The sequence below is a fragment of the Chryseobacterium urinae genome (genome assembly GCF_030518295.1).
In the GTDB taxonomy this organism is placed as follows: domain Bacteria; phylum Bacteroidota; class Bacteroidia; order Flavobacteriales; family Weeksellaceae; genus Chryseobacterium; species Chryseobacterium mucoviscidosis.
In genome coordinates this window covers 107,076-129,773 of sequence record NZ_JAULSJ010000008.1, presented here as the reverse complement: position 1 = coordinate 129,773, position 22,698 = coordinate 107,076, and the positions used below count along the sequence as shown (strand labels likewise).

General features: G+C 36.7%; 17 protein-coding genes. 9 read left to right on the top strand and 8 right to left on the bottom strand.

What is annotated here, in order from left to right; translation table 11 throughout:
* Positions 1 to 24: 24 nt before the first annotated feature.
* Together QWT87_RS07050 and QWT87_RS07045 are read right to left on the bottom strand one after the other, a co-directional pair.
* Positions 25 to 639, bottom strand: coding sequence for a hypothetical protein (locus tag QWT87_RS07050; protein WP_302715160.1), 615 nt, complete (start codon positions 637 to 639; stop codon positions 25 to 27).
* Positions 626 to 1,186, bottom strand: coding sequence for an RNA polymerase sigma factor (locus tag QWT87_RS07045; protein ID WP_076393870.1), 561 nt, complete (start codon positions 1,184 to 1,186; stop codon positions 626 to 628). Before QWT87_RS07045 ends, QWT87_RS07050 begins: the two co-directional genes overlap by 14 nt.
* A gap of 146 nt (positions 1,187 to 1,332) precedes the next feature.
* On the opposite strand from QWT87_RS07045, the gene QWT87_RS07040 reads away from it, so the two are divergent.
* Complete coding sequence (locus QWT87_RS07040) at positions 1,333 to 1,524, top strand: bacteriocin-like protein (RefSeq protein WP_302715157.1); 192 nt, start codon at positions 1,333 to 1,335, stop codon at positions 1,522 to 1,524.
* 67 nt (positions 1,525 to 1,591) lie between these two features.
* On the opposite strand, the gene QWT87_RS07035 is transcribed toward QWT87_RS07040, so the two are convergent.
* The 5 genes from QWT87_RS07035 to QWT87_RS07015 all read right to left on the bottom strand — a co-directional run bounded on the left by QWT87_RS07035 (position 1,592) and on the right by QWT87_RS07015 (position 7,706).
* The gene (locus QWT87_RS07035) at positions 1,592 to 2,812 is read right to left on the bottom strand and encodes an aminotransferase class V-fold PLP-dependent enzyme (RefSeq protein ID WP_302715155.1); all 1,221 of its coding nucleotides are present in this window, start codon (positions 2,810 to 2,812) and stop codon (positions 1,592 to 1,594) included.
* Between the two features lie 391 nt (positions 2,813 to 3,203).
* Positions 3,204 to 3,848, bottom strand: a complete 645-nt coding sequence (locus tag QWT87_RS07030) for a 50S ribosomal protein L25/general stress protein Ctc (protein ID WP_302715153.1) — start codon at positions 3,846 to 3,848, stop codon at positions 3,204 to 3,206.
* A 56-nt stretch (positions 3,849 to 3,904) separates the two neighbouring features.
* Entirely contained in the window at positions 3,905 to 4,843 is a 939-nt protein-coding gene (locus QWT87_RS07025; RefSeq protein WP_076393878.1) for a ribose-phosphate pyrophosphokinase, read from the bottom strand.
* 84 nt (positions 4,844 to 4,927) lie between these two features.
* A complete protein-coding gene (locus QWT87_RS07020; RefSeq protein ID WP_302715149.1) occupies positions 4,928 to 6,454 on the bottom strand; it encodes an SGNH/GDSL hydrolase family protein in 1,527 nt (508 codons plus the stop codon).
* A 16-nt stretch (positions 6,455 to 6,470) separates the two neighbouring features.
* Positions 6,471 to 7,706 (bottom strand): OmpP1/FadL family transporter, encoded by a 1,236-nt coding sequence (locus QWT87_RS07015; protein WP_185207937.1) that lies wholly within the window; start codon positions 7,704 to 7,706, stop codon positions 6,471 to 6,473.
* Between the two features lie 273 nt (positions 7,707 to 7,979).
* Between QWT87_RS07015 and ricT the strand changes: the two genes are divergently transcribed.
* The 6 genes from ricT (at position 7,980) to QWT87_RS06985 (ending at position 17,423) form a co-directional block, all read left to right on the top strand.
* Positions 7,980 to 9,410 carry a PSP1 domain-containing protein gene (gene ricT / locus QWT87_RS07010; protein WP_302715143.1) on the top strand — a complete coding sequence of 477 codons (1,431 nt, stop codon included), beginning with the start codon at positions 7,980 to 7,982 and terminating at the stop codon, positions 9,408 to 9,410.
* Positions 9,403 to 9,867, top strand: coding sequence for a gliding motility lipoprotein GldH (locus QWT87_RS07005; RefSeq protein ID WP_288459606.1), 465 nt, complete (start codon positions 9,403 to 9,405; stop codon positions 9,865 to 9,867). Before ricT ends, QWT87_RS07005 begins: the two co-directional genes overlap by 8 nt.
* A 6-nt stretch (positions 9,868 to 9,873) precedes the next feature.
* Complete coding sequence (locus QWT87_RS07000; protein ID WP_302715139.1) at positions 9,874 to 12,252, top strand: penicillin-binding protein 1A; 2,379 nt, start codon at positions 9,874 to 9,876, stop codon at positions 12,250 to 12,252.
* 74 nt (positions 12,253 to 12,326) lie between these two features.
* Complete coding sequence (locus tag QWT87_RS06995) at positions 12,327 to 13,868, top strand: protein adenylyltransferase SelO (RefSeq protein ID WP_302715137.1); 1,542 nt, start codon at positions 12,327 to 12,329, stop codon at positions 13,866 to 13,868.
* Positions 13,869 to 13,947: 79 nt separating this feature from the next.
* Positions 13,948 to 14,787 carry a T9SS type A sorting domain-containing protein gene (locus QWT87_RS06990; RefSeq protein ID WP_302715135.1) on the top strand — a complete coding sequence of 280 codons (840 nt, stop codon included), beginning with the start codon at positions 13,948 to 13,950 and terminating at the stop codon, positions 14,785 to 14,787.
* Between the two features lie 1,361 nt (positions 14,788 to 16,148).
* Positions 16,149 to 17,423 carry a DUF6080 domain-containing protein gene (locus QWT87_RS06985; RefSeq protein WP_302715132.1) on the top strand — a complete coding sequence of 425 codons (1,275 nt, stop codon included), beginning with the start codon at positions 16,149 to 16,151 and terminating at the stop codon, positions 17,421 to 17,423.
* Positions 17,424 to 17,517: 94 nt separating this feature from the next.
* Here QWT87_RS06985 and QWT87_RS06980 read toward each other — a convergent pair whose 3' ends face one another.
* Positions 17,518 to 18,057 carry an SPOR domain-containing protein gene (locus QWT87_RS06980; protein WP_302715129.1) on the bottom strand — a complete coding sequence of 180 codons (540 nt, stop codon included), beginning with the start codon at positions 18,055 to 18,057 and terminating at the stop codon, positions 17,518 to 17,520.
* A 184-nt stretch (positions 18,058 to 18,241) separates the two neighbouring features.
* On the opposite strand from QWT87_RS06980, the gene QWT87_RS06975 reads away from it, so the two are divergent.
* Together QWT87_RS06975 and QWT87_RS06970 are read left to right on the top strand one after the other, a co-directional pair.
* Positions 18,242 to 19,609 (top strand): c-type cytochrome, encoded by a 1,368-nt coding sequence (locus QWT87_RS06975; RefSeq protein WP_302715127.1) that lies wholly within the window; start codon positions 18,242 to 18,244, stop codon positions 19,607 to 19,609.
* Between the two features lie 23 nt (positions 19,610 to 19,632).
* Positions 19,633 to 22,695, top strand: a complete 3,063-nt coding sequence (locus QWT87_RS06970) for a TAT-variant-translocated molybdopterin oxidoreductase (protein WP_302715125.1) — start codon at positions 19,633 to 19,635, stop codon at positions 22,693 to 22,695.
* Positions 22,696 to 22,698 lie beyond the last annotated feature (3 nt).

Genomic DNA, 22,698 nt, shown 5'->3' with positions numbered 1-22,698 from the left:
TTTAGTTGTTAAAAATTTGAAGTATTATTTTCCGTTCAGATCAATGGTTGCCACGTTGCTTTCTTTGGTTTTCATGATAACATCTTTATGCTCTACCGAGAACAGTAATGTAGAAGGATCAACATATCTTTTTCTTTTCCCCTGAGTTTTTGCAGAATCTGACTTTGCTATAATTTTTTCAGGCTCGGTTTTAGCAATATTGGCAATAATTTCAGGAGCGTTTTCTTTTGTTAAAGGCATTTGTTTTTTCTCAACAATAATTTGTGACTTTACAGCTTCATTCTTTTTTTCAGCCTGAATATTTTCTGCCGCAAAAGCTTCTTTTTGTTTCTGATCTGAAGTTTCAGGAGACTGTACTGTTTGTTCCTGAGTTTTATTCTGAATATCTGAATTTTTAATTTTAGCAATTATTGCAGATTTTTCGGTTCCTTTACTTTCTTTATTAAAAAACAGAACTGCTCCCAAACTGAATGTTAAAACCAGACAAGCCGCCACCAAATACCAATTTATTTTTGTTTTTGAGTTTCTTCGTTCTGACTGGGCTTCAATTTCAGACCATAAATTTCTCGAAGGAGCAATTTCTCTTTCAGAAATCTGCTTTTTGATATGATGTTCTATATTATTTTTAGTAGTGTTCATTTTTCAGTGCTTTTTGTTGTTGAAAGTAAATTTTTCTCATTTTTTCCTTTGCCCGAAACAGTTGTGTCTTACTTACGGCAACTGAAATCTGCAAAGTATCTGCAATTTCCTGATGCGAATAATCTTCGAGAACATAGAGGTTAAAAACCATCCTGTAAGCATCCGGAAGCTGATCCAAAAGTTCCTGCGCATTGAAATCAAAAGCAATATCCTCTTCATAAATTTCTTCCAGATAAGACTGGTTGATGTCGTCCAGATAAAAAACGGTTTTGCGGCTTTTAATAAAGTTCAGACATTCGTTCACCACAATTCTTCTTGCCCAGCCTTCAAAACTTCCGTCATTTCTAAAGGTCTCAATACTTTTAAAAATTTTACAGAACGCTTTTATTACACAATCTTCAGCCTGATACAAATCTGTAACGTAACTTCTGCCGATGCTCAGAAATTTCTTTACATTCTGATCATAAAAAACTTTCTGCGCTGCCGGTTCCTGCCTTTTGAGGCGGCTCAGCAAATCATCTTTTTTATTTCCAAACAGAAGCTTCATAATTATTTGTTTCTATTAGTAAGACAATTAAAAACTGAAAAGGTTACACCGAAGGAAATTATTTTTTGAAATTTATTAAAAAATATCATTTTAAATATTTTTCATATCTTAGGGACTTATTACAAACTACTATAAAACAAAACATTATGAAAAATCTAAAAAAAATCCAAAGAGAGAACTTAAAACAGGTTTTAGGCGGCCATACCTGTCCTGCCAATACGTACCACATCACATATAACGGATATCATGCATGCTGTCTTCAGATTCCGAGCGGAAACCCGTGTCTTTCTACAAAATGTCTGGTTCCGATAGAAATGTGCGATTCAGAATTAAATTAATAATACATACAAAAAGAAAACGGTCAGAAATTTCTCTGACCGTTTTGTATCTTAAAAAAATCTAAGTCTAACTTAGCATTTTCTGTGCTTTTTTAACGCCTTCTATCAAAGCATCAATTTCACTGAATGTATTGTACACCGCAAAACTGGCTCTTACGGTTCCCGCGATATTAAAGAAATTCATAATTGGCTGTGTACAGTGATGTCCCGTTCTTACAGCAATTCCTAATTTATCCAGAATCATTCCCACATCGGAAGCAATTCCGACACCTTCAAGATTGAAAGAAACAACGCCGGTTCTGTTGGCTTTTTCACCATAAATTTTAATGCCTTCCAGTTCCAAAAGCTGTTTTTGAGCATAGTCCAACAAAGCATTTTCATGGTTCTGAATATTTTCCTGCCCTACTTTCAGAATAAAATCCACGGCAGCTCCCAAAGCAATGTTTCCACCTACATTGGGTGTTCCTGCTTCATATTTAAAAGGAAGACCTGCGTAAGTAGTTCCGTCAAAAGAACAGGTGGCAATCATTTCTCCTCCTCCGTGGAATGGAGGCAGATCTTCAAGAATCTGCTGTTTTCCGTACAGAATTCCTGTTCCCATCGGAGCGTACATTTTGTGTCCCGAGAAAACAAAAAAGTCGCAGTCCATTTTCTGAACATCAAGGGTAAAATGAGGCGCAGACTGAGCTCCGTCGATAACGATGTAAGCATTGGTATTCTTTCTTGTTTTTGCAATGATTTCTTCAATCGGATTAATAATTCCTAAAGCATTAGAAACCTGATTAACGGAAACTACTTTTGTTTTTTCACTCAGAAATGTTTCAAATACGTCAAGCTGAAGAATTCCGTTTTCATCCATAGGAATGACTTTCAGCTTCGCTCCGGTTCTTTCACAAAGCATCTGCCACGGAACAATATTGGAGTGATGTTCCAGATAAGAGATAATAATTTCATCGTCTTTTTTTAATTTCTGGGTTAAAATATAGGCGATCAAATTGATTCCTTCGGTAGTTCCCTTGGTAAAAATTACCTCAAAATCATGTTCAGCATTGATGAATTTCTGGATTTTTCTTCTTGAAAGTTCCATTTCTTCAGTTGCCAACTGGCTTAATGTATGAATTCCACGATGAACATTCGCGTTGATTTCAGTATAGTATTTGTTCCAGACCTCCAAAACGGAATCCGGTTTTTGAGAGGTTGCCGCATTATCCAGATAAACCAATGGTTTACCGTTCACTTTCTGATCTAATATAGAAAACTGACTTCTGATTTCCTGAATGTCAAACATTTATTAACTTTTTAATTAAACTGTTCTTATTTAGAACTCTTCAAATTTACGTCTTTTTTTCGGATTGTGGCTGAGAGTTGATTGTTGTTGTTTGATAGAAAAATTCGATGTGAAATATTCTTTTTTGCTTTTAACGCTAAGATCGTTGAGAATTTTTATTTTATTAGACATTTTTGGTTCGCAAGGGCGTCTCACTCAGCGAGTGATAGCAATGAAAATGATTTAAATAAATTTTGATTTCTATATTTTTTATTAATTGATGTTTTTAGTTTTACAAAGACGTTTCACTAATAAAAGATTAACCAAGATTTGAACTCATCATATTTATCTTTTAGTCATAAAAAAAACCTGCCAAAATTTGACAGGTTTTATATTTTTAAATAAGAAATTCTTATTCTGCTGCTGCTTCTGTAGCTTCAGGAGCTGCTCCTTCTTCAGTTGCAACTTCTTCTTCATCTTCATCATCCATTGCTGCTGCACCTCCTTTCATTGCATTTCTAGACATCTTAACAGCTACTACAACTGCGTTGTCCGGGTGCATGAAAGAGTATCCTTCAGTTTTGATACCTCCAACATAAAGTTTGTTACCAATTCTTAACGGAGTAACATCTACAACGATCTCATCCGGTAAGTTTGCAGGGATTGCTTTTACTTTCAGTTTTCTGAAAGACTGACGAAGAACACCACCAGCTACAACACCTTTAGAACGACCTGTAATTCTTACAGGAACTTCCATGATAACTGGCTTATCATCAGATAACTGATAGAAATCTGCGTGAAGAATTTTGTCTGTAATCGGGTGAAACTGAATATCCTGAAGAACAGCCGGAATTGTTTGACCATCAACCTCAATAGATACCGTGTGTGCTTCAGGAGTGTATACCAAACCTTTGAAAGATTTCTCAGTAGCAGAAAAATTCAAAGGAGTTTCACCTCCGTAAACAACACAAGGAACTAATTCAGCATCACGTAAAGCTTTTGTAGACTTTTTGCCCACGCTTTCTCTTTTTGTACCTTGAATTGTAATAGATTTCATTTATAAAAAATTTAAAAAATTGTTTCAAATTAAATTTGCAAACCTCTAAATATCAGTTAAATAACAAACTTACTGCTAATTGACTGATGCTCGTGAACCATCTTCATAACGTCCGCAAATAATGGGGCGCAAGATAGCACTTTTATTTTAGATGACAAATTATTTTTAACAGGAATTGAGTCAGTTACAATAACTTCCAATAATTTTGATTTCTCAATATTCTCGTAAGCTTTTCCTGAAAGCACTCCGTGCGTTGCCATTGCTCTTACAGATTTCGCTCCTTTTTCCATTAAGATGTCTGCTGCTTTACAAAGTGTTCCGGCAGTATCGATCATATCATCAATAAGGATAACATTCTTCCCGTCCACATCTCCGATAAGGAACATTTCTTCTACAACGTTTGCTTTTTTTCTTTCCTTATAGGCAATAACTACATCTGCACCCAAGTGACCTGCGTAGTTTTTCGCTCTTTTTGCACCTCCCATATCCGGAGAAGCAATGGTAAGATTTTCCAGATTGAGATCTCTGATGTAATCTACGAAAATTGTAGAAGCATACAGATGATCCACCGGAATTTCGAAGAATCCCTGAATCTGATCTGCGTGGAGATCCATTGTCATGATTCTTGTAGCTCCTGCTGCTGTTAAAAGATTTGCCACCAATTTAGCACCGATTGGCGCTCTGGGTTGGTCTTTTCTGTCCTGTCTTGCAAGTCCGAAATATGGAAGCACTACGGTAATGCTCTTAGCAGAAGCTCTTTTGGCAGCATCAATCATCAGAAGAAGCTCTAATAAATTGTCTGCCGGCGGGAATGTAGATCCAATCAGGAAAACTCTTCCCCCTCTTACGGATTCGTCTAAAACAGGTTCGAATTCTCCGTCGCTGAATGTCTGAAAGTTGATTTTTCCTAATTCTTTCCCATAATTTTGGGCAATTTTTTCTGCCAAGTCCTTACTCGTCCTTGTAGAAAACAGATAACTTAACTGATCGGCCATTTTTACTTTTTAAAGATTTTGCAAATTTAAAAAAAAACCACAAGAATTGCTCCTGTGGTTTCTAAGTTTTTATTTATCCAATTATTATGGGAATTTTACGCCGGAATAATTATTTGGATTTACCTGTGGTAAGGTAGATTTATATTTAGCATTGATAGCTTTAATAAATTCATTGGCAATAATAGCATAGCCTCTTCCTGTAAGGTGAACCCCATCCAGAGAGAAAGCCCCGCCTGTTACGAATTTTGCTGTATATCTTATTCCATCATACAAAATTCCGGATTGAGAATTAAGCTCTACCATTTTAGCATTTGCATCTACAAATGCAAGTCCTTTAGCATCTGCAATAGACTTAATTGAAGTATTATAGGCAGTCATAGCTGTTGTGACATTTGCCGCTTCAGTTTTTGAAAGCACGTGCTGGTTTTCTAATGGATAAGAAATACCATATACATTAATTGCATCAGGAGCATTCGGATTCGTAGATCCGATTACCGCTCTGGTCGTAAGAAGGATATAATCTTCTGCAGTTGCCTGTCTCGCCTGTCCGTAGATCTGTCCGAAAGCAGCAGCTGTAGCCGCTCCTAAAGACGGCGTAAGTGCCGCAGTAAGCTGTGCTGATAAATTTGTTAAAGAAACATCTCTGATCAAAACAGGATTTGAGGCAGTAGAAGATAAAAGGTTGATCCTGTCTCCTGCACCAAAGGCTGTAAGCGCCTGTTTAAGCGGACCGTACAAACTTGTGTTAAGTGTATTAAGATTGGCACCTAAAGCAGCCGGAGTTAACGGATTGTAAGGAACCGTTGTAAAGAAAGGAATAGCGGTTACGCTTGGAATATTAGCAATTACTCCTTTCGCACCGTTCGCTGTAAGCGCTGTTACATAAGAATTGATGCTGGACGCTACCACGTTAGGATCAGAAATATCATTAGATCCATACGTTGCGGGATTAATATTTCCTGTCTGAACTACAGCAGGTGTGTATGTTGTAACGCCGCCTGTGGTTGTAGAATTTGTTCCTCCACTGGTTGCGTAGCTTAAAATATCGTTATTTCCGATCCATAGAGAGAAGAAAGTAGGATTTTGAGCTACTGCCGCCGCTACAGGACTTACCCCTGTAGAAAATCTTGCATAAAACGGATTAAGAGATCCATAGCTCGCAATACCCAAATGGAAAGATTTCGCTCCCGGAATCCCTAAATTCTGATAAGGTGCACCTGAAGAAATGTTATCTAACGCCGCTGCAGGAGCAGATGGCACCGGTGTAAGTGACCCATTTACTACACTAAGAACCAGTTTACCTGAAAATCCCGGAAGATTATTAAATCCACCAACGTTATTTGGCATTAAAGGCTGTTTAAAATCTCCTCCTCCTGCAAGTTTCATCTGCATTGCAATCATTGAAGGATAAGATTCATTTTGTCCATCCAAATAAAGAGCTCCGTCTCTATACCCTGAAGTAAGAGAGTTTCCTAAAGATACGTATTTGGAAAAATTGGCTTCTCCGGAAGTTACTACCACATCCTTTACATCAGTATCGAAGTCTGTATCACAACTTACATTTAACAACAACGCTGAAATAGCGAATGTAGAAATTAATATTTTTTTCATAATTCTTGATTAAAAATTAAAATGCGTTATAAGACAAACCTAAACCAAAGTAAAATGCCTGTGCTTTAGCCTGCCCGTAAAGGTTATAAAATGCATTGTTTATATTTCTTGACTTCTGGAAGTTGTAAGCTCCTGAAAGGTCTACTCCTAATTTATTGAGTTTAAATCCAATCCCTCCGGTAATTACATTAGCGTCAAAAGATGGTGTTTCCGGACTGAAGTGTGCGTCGTCATAAGGTGATTCATCATGATAATATCCTAATCTTCCTGCAACTTTATCTGTAATCATATATTGCGTTCCGATTCTGAAAGCTTTAGAATTGTGGAAGTTTTTAGGCGTTACATTTTTGGTAGGATCATCAGCCTGATTTCCTGCCAATGCGTTTTCAAAATCTAATGTAAGTTTATTATACTTCTCCCATCCGTAGTAATTGAAATCTCCGGACACCTGCCATTTCGGTGTTATTTTATAGGTAACCCCAATTGTATATTCATCCACCAAAGGAAGAACAGCCTTAAAATTATCCTGTCCGTTAGCGTCTAATCTTACTGAAGAATATAATGCCTTAGAAATATTAAATGTAGCTTTTCCTTTGTCTGCATTCATATAAACCGGAGATCTGTAAGCAATACTTACATCCAGTTTTTCTTCAGGTCTGAAATAGAAACCTAAACCAAAACCGTGTCCTGAAGCCTTATCATCTTTTAGATTTAAATTTCCTCCTAATTGAGTAACTGCTTTCGTCCAGTCTACACTTCCTTTAGCATAGATATAGCTCGCTCCGAAAGAAACCCAAGGTGATAATTTCACAGAAACCATCGGCTGAAAATAAAACGCCTTCAGTTCTATATTCTCTACAATTTCTTTTCCAGCCCAGTTATCCGGCCATTCTACCGTACTTCCGTAAGGCGTTGAAAAATTAAAACCTAAAGAAAGATTATCTAACACTTTGTAAGCTACCGCAGCATAAATAGGAGTTCCCATAGGATTATCCGTAGAATAAGATTCCAAAGTAGTAAGATTCTGATAGGTTACTTTAGAACTTATCCCGAATCCGCCCGCAGCAACACTAAGTTTTGAAGGAATGAAAGACATTCCCGCAGGGTTAAAGAACGTAACACTCGCATCTTCAGCATGTGCACTGGTATGCGCCATTGCCAATTGTTTCACCCCTTGCAGAGAAACTCTGAAGCCTCCTGCATAAGATAATACGCCTGCCAATAAAGCTGTTGATATCAATATTTTTTTCATAGACTATTATTATATAATCCAAATATAAAATTATTTTAGATACATCTGTTAATAAATCATAAAATTTTAAACATCAACACAAAAGAAAACTATGTTTAAAATAGCACTTTAAGTAAACTCTTTTGTAAATACATCACAGTTAAACATTTAATCAAAATTAAATCATCCGGATACGATTTTGTTTAGTTTTAAACAAAGCTATTCCCGATAATTTGATTATTTTAGACCTCATAAAGATAAAAATCATAAATTTGCAAATTAAATATATTATATATGAGTTGTGGATGTAAAACATCCGGCGATTCTGCACATTCTTGCGGACCCAAGAAGACCGCGAATGGCTGTGAAAATGTAAATACCTGTGGTAATAGTTATAAATTAAGTGTTTTTGACTGGCTTTCTAACATCAACAATCCCGCACCGAACCGATGTGATTTTGTAGAAGTTAGGTTTAAAAATGACAGAAAATCGTTTTATAAAAACGTAAACAATATCCCTTTACATATAGGTAGTGTAGTAACAGTAGAATCGAGTCCCGGACACGATGTAGGTGTGGTAAGTCTCACCGGAGAATTGGTAAAGATTCAGATGAAAAAGAAAAAATGTTCTGAAGAATCGGCACTAAAAATATACAGACAGGCGAATCAGAAAGATCTGGAAGTCTGGCAGGAAGCAAGAAAAAAAGAGGACAGCGTAAAAATAGACGCCCGAAAAATAGCACACAGATTAGGTCTTGAAATGAAGATCACCGATGTGGAATATCAGGGAGACGCCTCTAAAGTCACTTTTTATTATACGGCAGATAACCGTGTAGATTTCAGACAGTTGATTAAAGAATACGCCGGAGCTTTCCGTACAAAAATCGATATGAAACAGATCGGTTTCAGACAGGAAGCCGCAAAAGTAGGCGGAATCGGATCTTGTGGAAGAGAACTTTGCTGTTCGACTTGGTTAACGGATTTCAGATCTGTAAATACCAACGTGGCAAGATATCAGCAACTGAGTATCAATCCTCAGAAACTTGCCGGGCAATGTGGTAAACTTAAATGCTGTCTTAATTATGAATTAGACAGTTATCTGGATGCTTTAAGCAATTTCCCGTCTTCTTCCACCACTCTGGATACCGAGAAAGGAAGAGCTTTCTGCATTAAAATCGACGTTTTCAAAAAGAAAATGTGGTTTGCTTATGTAGAAAATTCAATTGCGTGGTACGATTTTGATATTGATCTGGTTAAAAAGCTGATCTCCAAAAACAAACGTGGAGAAAAAACACTTCCACTGGAAGAGCTGAAACAGCCGGAAACTCCTTTTGCAAGCATCGACCTGATTCAGGAGAATAACGTAGACCGTTTCGAAAAGAAAAACAGAGGCAACAGAAATAAAAACCAAAACAGACCGAATAGCAACAATCAGAACAGCCAGAATCAGCAGGGTCAGAAGAAAAACAACAACCGACCTGAGAGACAGGAACGTCCTGAAAGAAATGAAAAATCTGTTGAAAAGCCTCAAAGACAGGAAAAACAGCAACAAAATCCAAAAGCCAATTCTAATAATAATCAACCGAGAACGCAAAAGCCTCAACAGCCTAAACCTCAGTTGGAAAAAGTAAATGCTTCTTCTGGTGGTGAAACCGAGAAAAAAACCAACCCGAATAAAAAGAAATTTAAAAAGAAGTTTCCTCCAAAAAAAGATAACAATGCGTAAAATTTTAGGATTATTTACTCTTATTCTTTTCTTTAGCTGTAATTCTTCCTCCGAAGGAGAAGTTTTTATGAATTCCGTTGATAACAAATGGAATAAGAAAAGTGAACAAAAATTTAATCTTGAAATTTCAGATCCTCAAAATCCGAAAAATATTATATTTGTTGTAAGAAATAACGACGATTATCCTTACAGCAATATAAGGTTTATTGTCAATTTTACCGACCTTCAAAGCAAGAAAAAACAGACCGATACATTGAATTATGTATTGTCAAAACCAAACGGAGAATGGCTCGGAACAGGTTTTGGGGACACAAAGGAAACTTTGTTTCAATATAAACTGAATTATAAATTTCCCGCAAAAGGAAAATATGAAATCGGTCTTACTCAGGCAATGAGAAACGACAACCTTCCGGGAATTGAAGACATTGGAGTAAAAATAGAAACGGCTAAACCGTAATCATCAATGGAAGTGAACAAACAAAATACTGGGAACAAAGGGAAAACCTTCCCTCTTCCTCCTAAAAAGAAAGACACTACCTGGAAAAGGTGGGTTAAATTTATCTGGATCGGATTCTTTGCTTTGGTTTTAGGAATTTCAGGGCTATTCTTTGCCGTATCGCAAGGTTTCGTAGGAGAAATGCCGGATGTAAAAGAGCTTGAAAATCCGGATATTTATGTTGCCTCACAAATCTACTCTTCAGACGGAGTTCTTTTGGGTAAATTTGAAAAAGAGAAAACACAGCCTATCATTTATAAAGATCTCCCGCCTTACTTAATCTATGCTTTACAGGCAAAAGAGGACGAACGTTTTAAAGAACACTCAGGAATTGATTTACAATCAGTTGTAAGAGCGGTAGCTTATGGAGGTAAAAGAGGCGGTGGATCCACAATAACCCAACAGCTTGCAAAATTACTTTTCACCGGAAATGCTTCTCAAAACAGAATTGAAAGAGCATTCCAGAAATTAAAAGAATGGGTTGTTGCCGTAAGTCTTGAAAAAAGATATACGAAAGAAGAAATCATAACACTGTATTTCAATAAGTTTGATTTCTTATTTAATGCTAACGGAATTGAAATGGCTTCGAAGATTTATTTTAATAAAAAAACTTCTGAGCTTACTTTACCGGAGGCTGCAACATTTGTTGCCATGCTTGAAAATCCAAGAAAAAATAATCCATACAGAAATCCTGAAAGAGCAAAAACAAGAAGAGATGTTGTTTTGGATCAAATGCTGAAAACAGGATATATCGATCAGGCAACATTTGATAAAGCTACAGCAACGCCAATTACAGTTGATTTTCATCCTATAAGTAATATTACAGAAGGCTATTCCGCTTATTATAAGTTTTATCTGAAAAAAGAAATCGACAAATATCTTGACGATTACGAAAAAGAAACCGGTAAAAAATTAAACCTTTACAAAGACGGTTTAAAAATATATGTAACTCTTGATTCCAGAATGCAAAAATATGCAGAAGATGCAATCAGAGAGCATTTAACGGATCTTCAGAAAAGATTTGATGCTGAACAGAGAGGAAGAAAAAACTGGCCATTCTATTACCTGAATGATAAGCAGGTGAATGATCTGATGCTTCAGGCAATGAGAAGAACAGGACGCTACAAACTTCTTAAAGCAGACGGAATGCCGGAAGATTCTATTTTAATGGAATTTAAAAAACCTGTTAAAACCTCAAGATTTACATGGGCTGGAGAAGAAGAAGTAGAAATGTCTCCTTGGGATTCTATCAGATGGCACAAGAAAGTTGCTCAGGCAGGATTGATGTCTGTAATTCCGGGAACAGGAGAAATTAAAGCCTGGGTTGGAGGAATCGATTGGCAGCATTTCCAATATGACCACATTAAACAAGGTAAAAGACAGGTAGGTTCAACATTTAAGCCTTTCGTTTATGCAACTGCGATTATGAAACTAGGTTTAACCCCTTGTTCTACCATTTCTAATGCAACATTTACAAAAGGAAACTATCGTGTTCCGGGAAGAGGCGGAATGCTTACTTTAAAAGACGCATTGGCGCACTCACAAAACCCTGTTGCACTTCGTCTTGCCGAAATGACGGGAACACAAAGTGTAATTCAGACGGCAAGAGATTTGGGAGTAACAGAAGAAATCTCCACAAGCTTACCAATGGCTTTAGGAGCTTCGGATATTACCATCTACGAAATGGTAGGAGCTTACAGTACGTTTGCTAACTACGGAAACTACAACAAACCGGAGATGATCTGGAGAATTGAAGACGCCAACAGCAGAGTAATTAAAGAAGTAAATGTAGAACCTAAAGAAGTGATGAATCCACTATACGCTTATACCATGATTGAACTGATGAAAGGTGTAGCGCAATACGGAACCGCTTCTGGAGAACTGGGAAGAAAAGGAATTTCAAAAGATATAGAAATTGCCGGTAAAACAGGAACTACCCAGAACAACTCAGACGGTTGGTTTATGGGAATCGTACCGAAACTGGCAACCGGAGCATGGGTTGGATGGGAAGACAGAGCCACCCACTTCTACGGAACAGGAGAAGGACAGGGAGCTAAAATGGCATTACCGATCTGGGCAATCTACATGAAGAAAGTCTGGGCAGATAAAAGCTTAAAAATCTCTCCGGATGATAAATTCGTGAAACCTTCAGAATGGAAAGACGGCTGTTCAAATCTTAAGGGATTAGGTGCAGGTTACGGAGATGATGGCGGATTACAGACTCTTGATGAGATCAAAAATCCGAAACCGGCAGATCCAAACGGATCGAAAACACCGGGTAAAAAAGAAGAAAATGTAAATGAAAACCTAAATACAGGTGAAGACATAGACTTCAATAATAAATAAATTCTTTTTTAGAAATATACAAGACCTTTCAATCATTTGGAAGGTCTTTTCTTTTTAATTAATACCTTTGAATTATGAATCTTGAAAACATACAACAACCCTTTATAAAAAAGTTTCCCGGAGATTTTTCCGGCAATACCCTACAGAGAAATACTCCGAAGGTTTTATTTTCCACTGTTCAGCCGGTTGGCTTTGATCATCCAAAATTAATCGCTTTCAACGAAAAACTTTCAGAAGAAATCGGGCTTGGCAAATTTGAGGATAAAGATCTTAATTTTCTTGCCGCAACACATCTTCCCGAAAATATCAAAACCTACTCCACTGCTTATGCGGGACATCAGTTCGGGAACTGGGCAGGACAATTAGGCGACGGAAGAGCCATTCTTGCCGGAGAAATTGAAAACAATTCAGGAAAGAAAAACGAAATACAGTGGAAAGGAGCCGGAGCAACGCCTTATTCCAGACACGCAGATGGAAGAGCCGTATTAAGGTCGTCTGTTCGTGAATATCTGATGAGCGAAGCGATGTTTCATTTGGGAGTTCCTACAACCAGAGCATTAAGTTTAGTATTTACAGGAGAAGACGTCGTAAGAGACATTATGTACAGCGGAAATCCGGAACTGGAAAAAGGAGCTGTGGTCATCAGAATCGCAGAAAGCTTTCTTAGATTCGGTCATTTTGAATTGATGTCTGCTCAACAGGAATACAAAACATTGCAGGAACTTGCAGATTATACCATTCATCATTATTTCAAAGAAATTTCTTCAGAGGGGATTCAGAAGTACAAAGATTTCTTCGAAAATGTATGCAGAAGAACAGCAGATCTTATGGTAGAATGGTATCGTGTAGGATTTGTTCATGGGGTAATGAACACAGATAATATGTCGATTTTAGGTTTAACGATCGATTATGGCCCTTATTCGATGATGGATGAATACGATTTAAATTTCACCCCGAATACCACCGATCTTCCAGGAAGAAGATATGCTTTCGGAAAACAGGGACAGATTTCCCAATGGAACCTATGGCAATTGGCAAATGCACTTCATCCTTTAATTAAAGATGAAAAGTTTCTGGAAGATGTTTTAAATGATTACGGAAGCTATTTCTGGGAATCGCACGACAGAATGCTGTGCAGAAAATTCGGTTTTGATCAGTTACTAACAAGCGATGAAAAATTCTTTACCACATGGCAAAGTCTGATGCAGGATCTTCAATTAGATTATACCTTATTTTTCAACGAACTCGAAAAATATGATGACCAGAAAGATCTCAGACAGCAATTTGAAAACGTTTCTTACACATTTTTAAATGATGAGAAACTTTCGAAACTGGAAGATTTTATGAAAGCTTATCAGTCAAGACTAGAAAAAAATATTATTTCAAGGGAAAAATCTTTGAAAATCATGCATAAAGCCAATCCTAAATTTATTTTAAGAAATTATCTTCTCTACCAGTGCATTGAGGAAATTAATGAAGGAAAAACAGAAATGCTGAAAAAATTAACTCACGCTTTAGAAAATCCTTATCACACCATTTATCCGGAATTTTCAGCAAAAAGACCTTCTGGCTATGATGGCGTTTCGGGATGTTCCATGCTATCGTGCAGTTCGTAAATTTAAACAATATCCATTTAAAATGTTAAATTTTTATTAAATAAGAATTTTATATGTATATTTAATAAAAATTTTGATCATGAAAAAAACTTTACTTTTATCTTTTTTACTTCTTGGGATTATAATAAGTTCACAAACACTTTTATCAGAATCATTTGAAGGAACAACATTCCCTCCAACTGGATGGACAAGATCAAACACAAACAGCTCAAGACCATGGGATTTTACAAATGTAAATTTCACTTCTGGCTCTGCACTAGAAACAACTTTTAAAATTACAGGTACTAAATCTGCTTGTATAAACTGGATTGCTTCATCTAACACCGCCAACCTAACAAGTCCTGCCTTTAGCCTAGCAACAGCTTCTAATCCAGCATTGAAATTCAATGTAAAGGTTGGTTGGTCTTATATGATCAATCAAAATGCCGGTAATTTATTGTTACAAGTTTCTACAAATGGAAACACTTGGACTACTATTTGGAATGAGGACACAGAGCCGGGGTTTACAGATGATGGGGATGCAGATCCAGATACAGATTTGTACAATACAGTTGCTGTACAAAAAAGTTTATCTTCATATATTGGACAATCAAATGTTCAAATAAGATTTCAGTATACAGGTAACGATGCAGATGCTGTATCAATTGACGATGTACAAGTATTGGCTGCTGTTCTTTCAACTAATGAAGTAGAAACCAAACCTAAAGCTTATCTTTACCCCAACCCCACAAAAGGCGAGATTTTTATCAAGACGGATAAAAAAATAAAACTTTTAAGCGTGTACGATCTTTCTGGAAAACAAATTCTTACTTTAAATCCTGAAAGAACAGATCTTAGCGATTTGCAAAAAGGCAACTATTTTATTGCTATTGATTTTTTAGATGGAACTTCTGTTGCAAAAAAAATTATAAAAGAATAACATCATAAAATGTAATACACAGAATCCGCCTCACAACAAAATCTGAGGCGGATTTTTAATACGCAAAACTTTCTGTTGTTTTGGAAAAAGAAAAAGTTATTCTTTTCAGGCAATCTTCTTTCTCAAATTATAGGATAAGCATACAACCCAAACTCCAATTCTACTTTTTTCCAGACCCATGAGCATAAATCGCTTAAAACCACAGCTCCAAATGATGGTTTCGTTCAACGCTTCGGTCTTCTGTTAATTCTTCTAATTGGAGATATCCTTCGCGTTTTTTTTGCCTGATAATATGATATTCTGAGGACAACCTCTTTTGGTCTTCCGCGTTCTTTCACGCGTTTTCTCCATTCTTTGTCACATTGGACAGATGTAAAACTTTGTATTCTCTAAAATAATGCATTATGGACGAGTTTATGCTGGTCGTTCTTCATGCCCTGCTCATGGCTCATTTTTTTTGTTGATTTTAATTGAATTCGTGAAACTTCGCTTTCATGCGCGTGAAAGTAGTATTCATTAGTCTTGCTGTAAGAACTCCTTGCTTTTAAAAACACTTACTGAGCTTCGTATTTATCGAGATATTTCTCAAAATTATTTTAGCTTGGCATTCTTGTCGGAATCGATTTTCTCTAGCAGCCTTTTAATTTAGCATTGATATCTTGCATCGTTTGCGGATTTTTTTCTTTGCTGATAGATTAATTCTAGCTATCCGATCTTTATCTTCTTCACGGGCAACACTTTGGACAGACCTCCAGAATTCCTCCAATTGAAAAAGCTTCTTAACTTTATAGGCTTTAATGGGACTTACCCAGAAAAATGTGTCGCGGTTTGCCTGTTCCTCAATTTTGATTCCATACACAAAACCTCTCGCAGAGCCATCAGAAGTTATTCGGCAAGAAGCAAAATGATACGCGAGAAAATATCTTTGAGAGTGACTTCCAGCTTTTGGATGCGAAAATGATATTATAGTCCATCATAGTAATATATGAGAGTCACATAAATTGATGTTTTTCCAAAGTATCTTCTCAATCTTCCACAGGGAGCAATATTCCTTATATAGGCCAGTATCATCATCATAGAATTATTACCTCGATTCCCTTCTTTGTTGTAAACTTTCAAAAATGGTTTCATGTCGACTTACTCTAATATTATAGACGATCAAAACGGGATAACGCTCGGAGATCAAACCTGAAAACTGCGCAAAAACAAAACAACCTGATTTTGTTTATAACTTCTGCAAGTTATAAACAAATGTCACCTTATCAAAAACAAATACACTAAACATCAAATAATACATAAAACATTTGCCTCAGTTGTGAAAACGAATTGTTTTATTTTACTTTTGCAGAAAGTTTTTGCAGGTGTCAAAATTCAAGACAAAATTTATCCATTTTTTCAAGTTGCTTTTTCCGACAACGGGAGTTGAACTTATTGTTTTTCTGTTTTTTCTCGTTGCGTACGGATATATGGGATCATACATTGCCATTCATCATAAAATTATTTTTGACGGAAGAATTCCTTGGGATGCCTATTTCAGTTTTGATAATAAATCGATTGTAATGACGGGCGGAAGTTTTGAGAGACATCCCCTCTCTTATTATTTTTTTAACTGGATTAGAGAACTGGCTCTGCTTTTCTCTAATGGCAAAATAGATGGAAATTTTCGTTTTGCTTTAGCCTGGATGAGTAATCTCGCGGTAAGCCTAAGCGTTCTTCAGGTGTTTAAATATCTTAAAAACATTATTGGACTTCCATTAATTTTAAGTATCTTATTAATTCTGTTTTTCGGAGCCTTTTCAACGAATATACTACTTTCCTTCACGCCGGAAAATTTTACCTACACTTTATTTTTCCTGACTCTCTTTCATCATTATTCAGCTATAAAATTAAAGAAAGAGGAGAAAATTCCGCCTTTAGCTTTGGCTTTTTCAGGAACTACCATAGGAGGTTTAACGGTAACGAATATTGTAAAAGTATTCATTCCGGTAGCTTTTGAGAAAGGACTTTTTAAGGATTGGAAAAAACTTGGGAATGCGGTTTTAAGAGCAGTTTTTACCTGCTTCTGTTTTGTTTTATTATACTTAAACCGAATCGATTTTAAATATCAGAATATATTCAGTAAAACCAATGAACAGTACGAAAAGTTCTCCAATGTAAATTCTACTCCGACTTGGGATATGATCCTTTCGTACTTTTTCGGGGGAAATATACTTTTTTCAAATTTTCTGATCCGCGATAAACATAACATGAGCGGTTACCACTATAAAGGGATTATAATGACTGTTTATTCATCATGGATTCCTTATATTTTTATTGCCGTTTTATTGATCCTGATTTGTTGGAGTTATTTTAAAAATTTCAGAAATAAACTCGTTCAGGTTTTAATGATTTCATTCCTGTTTGATGTTATCATTCACTGTGTTATGAGATTCGGACTTCATACTTCTTACATCTACGGAGGGCATTTTGTTTTTGTCTATCCGCTGTTGATCGGATGGCTTTTTTACAGCTATAAAGAATCACCGAAAATGCTGTCTTTTTTATCCGTAATCTTTATAATTTTATGCGCTTATCTGATCATCAATAATTATTTGAGAATGACCGAATTCTTTTGGTTTTTAAATAAATTTTATTAAAATTTTACTTTTTATTTTGAAAAATTAAAATCAATAAAAAAAGCTGAGAAATAATTTTTCCCAGCTTTTCTATTTTTCTATTGCTAAATGTAAATTATTTTGCTTCTGCACAGAAAATTCTGTACTGTACTGCAAGTGCCGATTTAAAATATTCTCTCACTTTAGAAAGATCAGAAGCCGCGCTTTGTTTTGTGAAATAACTTCCCGCTAAAATCTTATAATTCGGTCTTAAAGAAGCATCCGTTTCCACTTTCAGATTAGGAAATCTTTTTCTGAAATAAGCCTTTACCTCATTGGCTTCCTCATTACTTTTTACTGTTGTAATCTGAATTTTATACCCTAAAATTCTTGGATTTTTTCTGCATATTTCAGCATTGGTAAGTTCCCTGTTCGGAACATAAATTTTAGTTGGTTTTGAAGGACTGAAATCTTCTTCGTCGTCTCTTGAAGAAGTTGCCAAAGTTGTTTTGGAACACTTATCTTCTATGCCTTCCAGAGCCGCATTTACCTTAGAATCCATCGTTATGGTAAGTTCAGTTCCCGCCAAAGTATCTTTTCTTACAACTTGTTGTGCATCAACACCATAAAATGCAAGCACAGACAGCATCGAAATTATTTTGATTAAATTTTTCATTTAAACTTGTTTGCGCAAATTTATACAAATTAAAAAATTATACCAAATTCAGTTATTTAGAATAATTACAAATTAAACGGAAATGACATTTTCCCCTTTCCATATACCGTTAAATTCCTGTTAAAAATATTATTTTTGCGGGATTGATTGAATGTTCAATATTTACTAACATAAGATAATTTAAATGATTAGTTGGAGAAAGCATTATAGACAGACGTTGATCGCAATAGGCTTATTGCTATCGACCAGTGCTTCAATTTACGGGCAGGACGGCGATCCTAAGAATGGTGAGAAGCTTTTCAAAGCGAATTGTACTGCATGTCACGCACTAGACAAGAAACTTGTAGGTCCTGCTCTTGGAGGAGTAGTTGAAAGACTGAAAAAAGATCAAAATCTAGACATTGACTGGTTTCAAAAATGGATAACCAACAATGAAAAACTTAGAGCTTCCGGAGACAAGTATGCTAATGAAGTATACGAAGCCAACGGAAAAGCGGCAATGCAGGTTTTTGAAGGGAAACTTTCAGAAAAAGATATCAACGATATCTTGGCATACACCTCAAATCCTCCGGCTGAAGAGCCAGCTCCTACAGCAGGAAAAGATGCCAAAGCAGGAAACGAAGCTCAAGCAGCGCCTGCAAACAACACTACAACAAGCGTAGTAATCATTTCACTTTTAGCAATCGCAGCTCTATTGGTTTGGATCTTGGTAAAATTAAGACAATTGGTAAAATTGGGTCAGTCAGACGACTTAGCCGGTCTTAACGAAACAAGGGTAAAATCTTTCAGCGAAATCTATGCAAAATATCACTATGTAGGAAAGGGATTAATCGCAATCCTTGCACTTCTGGCAACTTACGGAATCTGGAACTGGATCATGTGGATCGGGGTTTACAAAGGATATAAGCCAGAACAGCCTATTTATTTCTCCCATAAAATTCACGCTGGAGAACAGAAAATCGACTGTCAGTTGTGTCACTCCAGTGCCAAATACGGTAAAGTATCCGAAATCCCTTCGATGAACGTTTGTATGAACTGTCACAGAACAATTTCTGAATACAATGCAAACCACTACATGGAGCCAGGAAAAGATAAGGCTTTCTATGACGGAGAGATCAAGAAAATCTATGCCGCTACAGGTTGGGATCCTGAAAAACAACAGTACACAGGAAAAACTCAGCCGGTTGAATGGACAAGAATCCACAACATGCCAGACTTTGTATACTTCAACCACGCACAGCACGTTGTAGCAGGTGAACAGGCGATCATCAATTCTTTCAACAAAAAGAACCCTAACAACAAAATTGATGTTGTATGTAAAGCTTGTCACGGAAAAATCGATACAATGAATGTTGTTCAGATGGCTAACGACTTTACAATGGGATGGTGTATCGAGTGTCACAGAACTACAGAAGTTGACATGAACAACGGTTATAATAAAGAATACTTCAAAAATCTACACGACAAGTTGAAAAAACAGTACCCTAAAGATGGTGGTAAGATTACGGTAGATGCTATTGGAGGTCTTGAGTGTGGTAAATGTCATTATTAATAACTAAAAATTAGAAGTATCAAATGGCTTCAAACAAAATACAATTCAGAAGTATTCACGAACTTAAAGATCCGGCTTTAAACAATAAGCTGGCTCAGAAAGAGTTCCAGGAAGAAATTCCGGTAGAAGATTTCCTTGATGATGCGGAAAAGAACGGTTCCGCAACCTCAAGAAGAGATTTCTTAAAACTATTAGGTTTCTCTACTGCAGCAGTAACACTGGCTGCCTGTGAAGCTCCGGTAATCAAAACGATTCCTTATGTGGTAAAGCCGCATGAAATCATTCCGGGGATTCCAAACTATTACGCTTCAACGTATTTCGACGGTTTCGATTTCGCAAGCGTATTGGTAAAAACAAGAGAAGGAAGACCTATCAAAATTGAACCAAACCCGGCAGCAGGAGATTTAGGTAAAACGAATGCAAGAGCTCAGGCAAGTGTACTTTCTCTTTATGATAATGATAAAGTAAAGCAGCCTAAATTTGAAGGGAAAGACGAAACTTTCGACAAAGTAGACAGCTTCGTTATCAAAGGACTGGATGAGGCTAAAGCAGCAGGTAAAAGAATTGTTTTACTATCTCATTCTTTTGCATCCCCTACTTTCAAAAAATTATTTGCTGAATTTAAAGCTAAATATCCTACAGCAGAATTAGTAACCTATGATGCTTATCCTTATGCTGCAGCATTAGACGCGGCTCAGGAAGTTTTCGGAACAAGAGCATTACCAGTTTACGACCTTAAAGGAACTGAATTAGTGGTTGCATTCCAGGCTGATTTCTTAGGAGATTACAACGCAGGAGGTTTAGAATCTTCTTACGCAGTGGCAAGAACTCCGGGAAAAAATATGTTGAGACACATTCAGGTTGAATCCAATATGTCTTTAACAGGAGCAAACGCAGATTCAAGAATCAGACTGAAACCAAGCCAGGTAAACAAAACGTTAGTTGAAGTTTACAACGCAATCGTTGGTGGTGGTACTTCTGACAAAGCTGCATCTGAAATCGCAAAAGAATTATTGGCAAAAGGAAGCAAAGCAGTTGTTTTCGCTGACGGTTCTAAAGGAGCTCAGGTTTTAGCGCACTTAATTAACCAAAAATTAGGATCAGTAGCTTTCACAGGGAAAGCAAACTTCTTAAAAGATTTTGACAAAGCAAGATTCGAGGAATTCCTTGGATGGGTGAACGGAGGACAGGTTGGAGTATTGATCGCTAACAATGTAGATCCTATTTACTCTTACCACAAAGGAGAAGATTTCAAAAAATCATTATCTAAAGTTCCTTACGTAATTGCTGTTGCAGATAAGAAAAATGAAATGTACAAAGCAGCGAAAGCTGTAATTCCTGTAGCCAACTGGCTGGAATCTTGGGGAGATATCGAACCACAGACAGGAGTATATTCATTAATGCAGCCTACGATCCAGAAAATCTACAAATCAAGACAGATTGAAGAATCTTTATTGGTTTGGAAAAACGGTAAAAACAATGCTGCTAATAATTATTATGATTATTTAAAAGCAAATGCTACTTCTATCTTAGGAGCAACTTCTTTCAACAAAGCTTTATATAATGGTATCAATGCTTCTTCAAATGCGACAACATTATCGTATGCAGGAGGAAACGGTGCACAGGCTGTTGCTGAGTTAGGAGGTTTCAAAGCTTCAGATTTAGAATTGGTATTGTATACGAAGACAGCAATGGGAGACGGAACTCAGGCAAACAACCCTTGGTTGCAGGAATTACCGGATCCAATCACAAGAATGTCTTGGGATAACTACTTAACAATGTCTCCGAAAGATGCAGAAAGATTGGGTATTGATAACGATCTTAACGCGAGAATGCAGTTAGATGGTTCTCTTGTAAACCTTACTGTAAACGGAGTAACAATAAAAGATGTTCCTGTATTCGTACAACCGGGACAGGCAGACGGATCAGTAGGTCTTGCACTTGGATACGGTAAGAAAAACTCAGGAGCTACAGCAGATACCGGTGTAAATGCTTATCCTCTATTTGACGGTTCTAACTTAGTTGTTTCTAATGTTAAAATCGAAAAAACAGGAGAAGATCACGAATTCGCAGGTATCCAGCTTCAGAATACATTAATGGGACGTTACGAAATTGCTAAAGAAGTACCTTTGGCTGATTTCTTAAACGTAGCTTTTGATGATGAACACGACGGATGGAACAAACCTTTGGAGTATCACACCATTAGCGGAGCTCTTCCGGCAAGAAAAATTGACCTTTGGGATGCTTTTGATGACACCGATGGCCCTCACTTCAACTTATCGATTGACCTGAACTCTTGTACTGGTTGTGGAGCATGTATCATTGCTTGTCAGGCAGAAAACAACGTTCCGGTTGTAGGAAAAGAAGAAATAAGAATGTCAAGAGATATGTACTGGTTAAGAATTGACCGTTACTATTCATCAAGACAGAAGGTAGAAGTTTATGAAGGATTAAAAGAAGGAATGGCAGTTCCTGAATTATACGGAACAGCTTTTAACAAAGAAGGTGGTGCACTGAATCACCCGGCTGATAATCCGGATGTAATCTTCCAGCCGGTAATGTGTCAGCACTGTAACCACGCACCTTGTGAAACAGTATGTCCGGTAGCGGCAACTTCACACGGTAAGCAGGGACAAAACCACATGGCTTATAACAGATGTATCGGTACAAGATATTGTGCAAACAACTGTCCTTATAAAGTAAGACGTTTCAACTGGTTTACTTATAACCTGAATGACAAGTTCGATTTCAACATGAATAACGATCTTGGAAGAATGGTTCTGAACCCGGATGTCGTGGTAAGAACGAGAGGGGTTATGGAGAAATGCTCTATGTGTATCCAAATGACTCAGACTACTATTCTTGAAGCTAAAAAAGAGAATAGAATCGTGAAGGACGGAGAGTTCCAGACAGCTTGTTCTAAAGCTTGTTCTACAGGTTCAATCAAGTTCGGAGATATGAATGACAAAGAATCTGAAGTTAGAAAGCAATACGCTTCAAACAGAAGATATTATTTACTGGAGGAGATCGGAACAAAACCAAATGTGTTCTATCACACTAAAGTAAGAAACAGAGTAGAAAAATAAAGT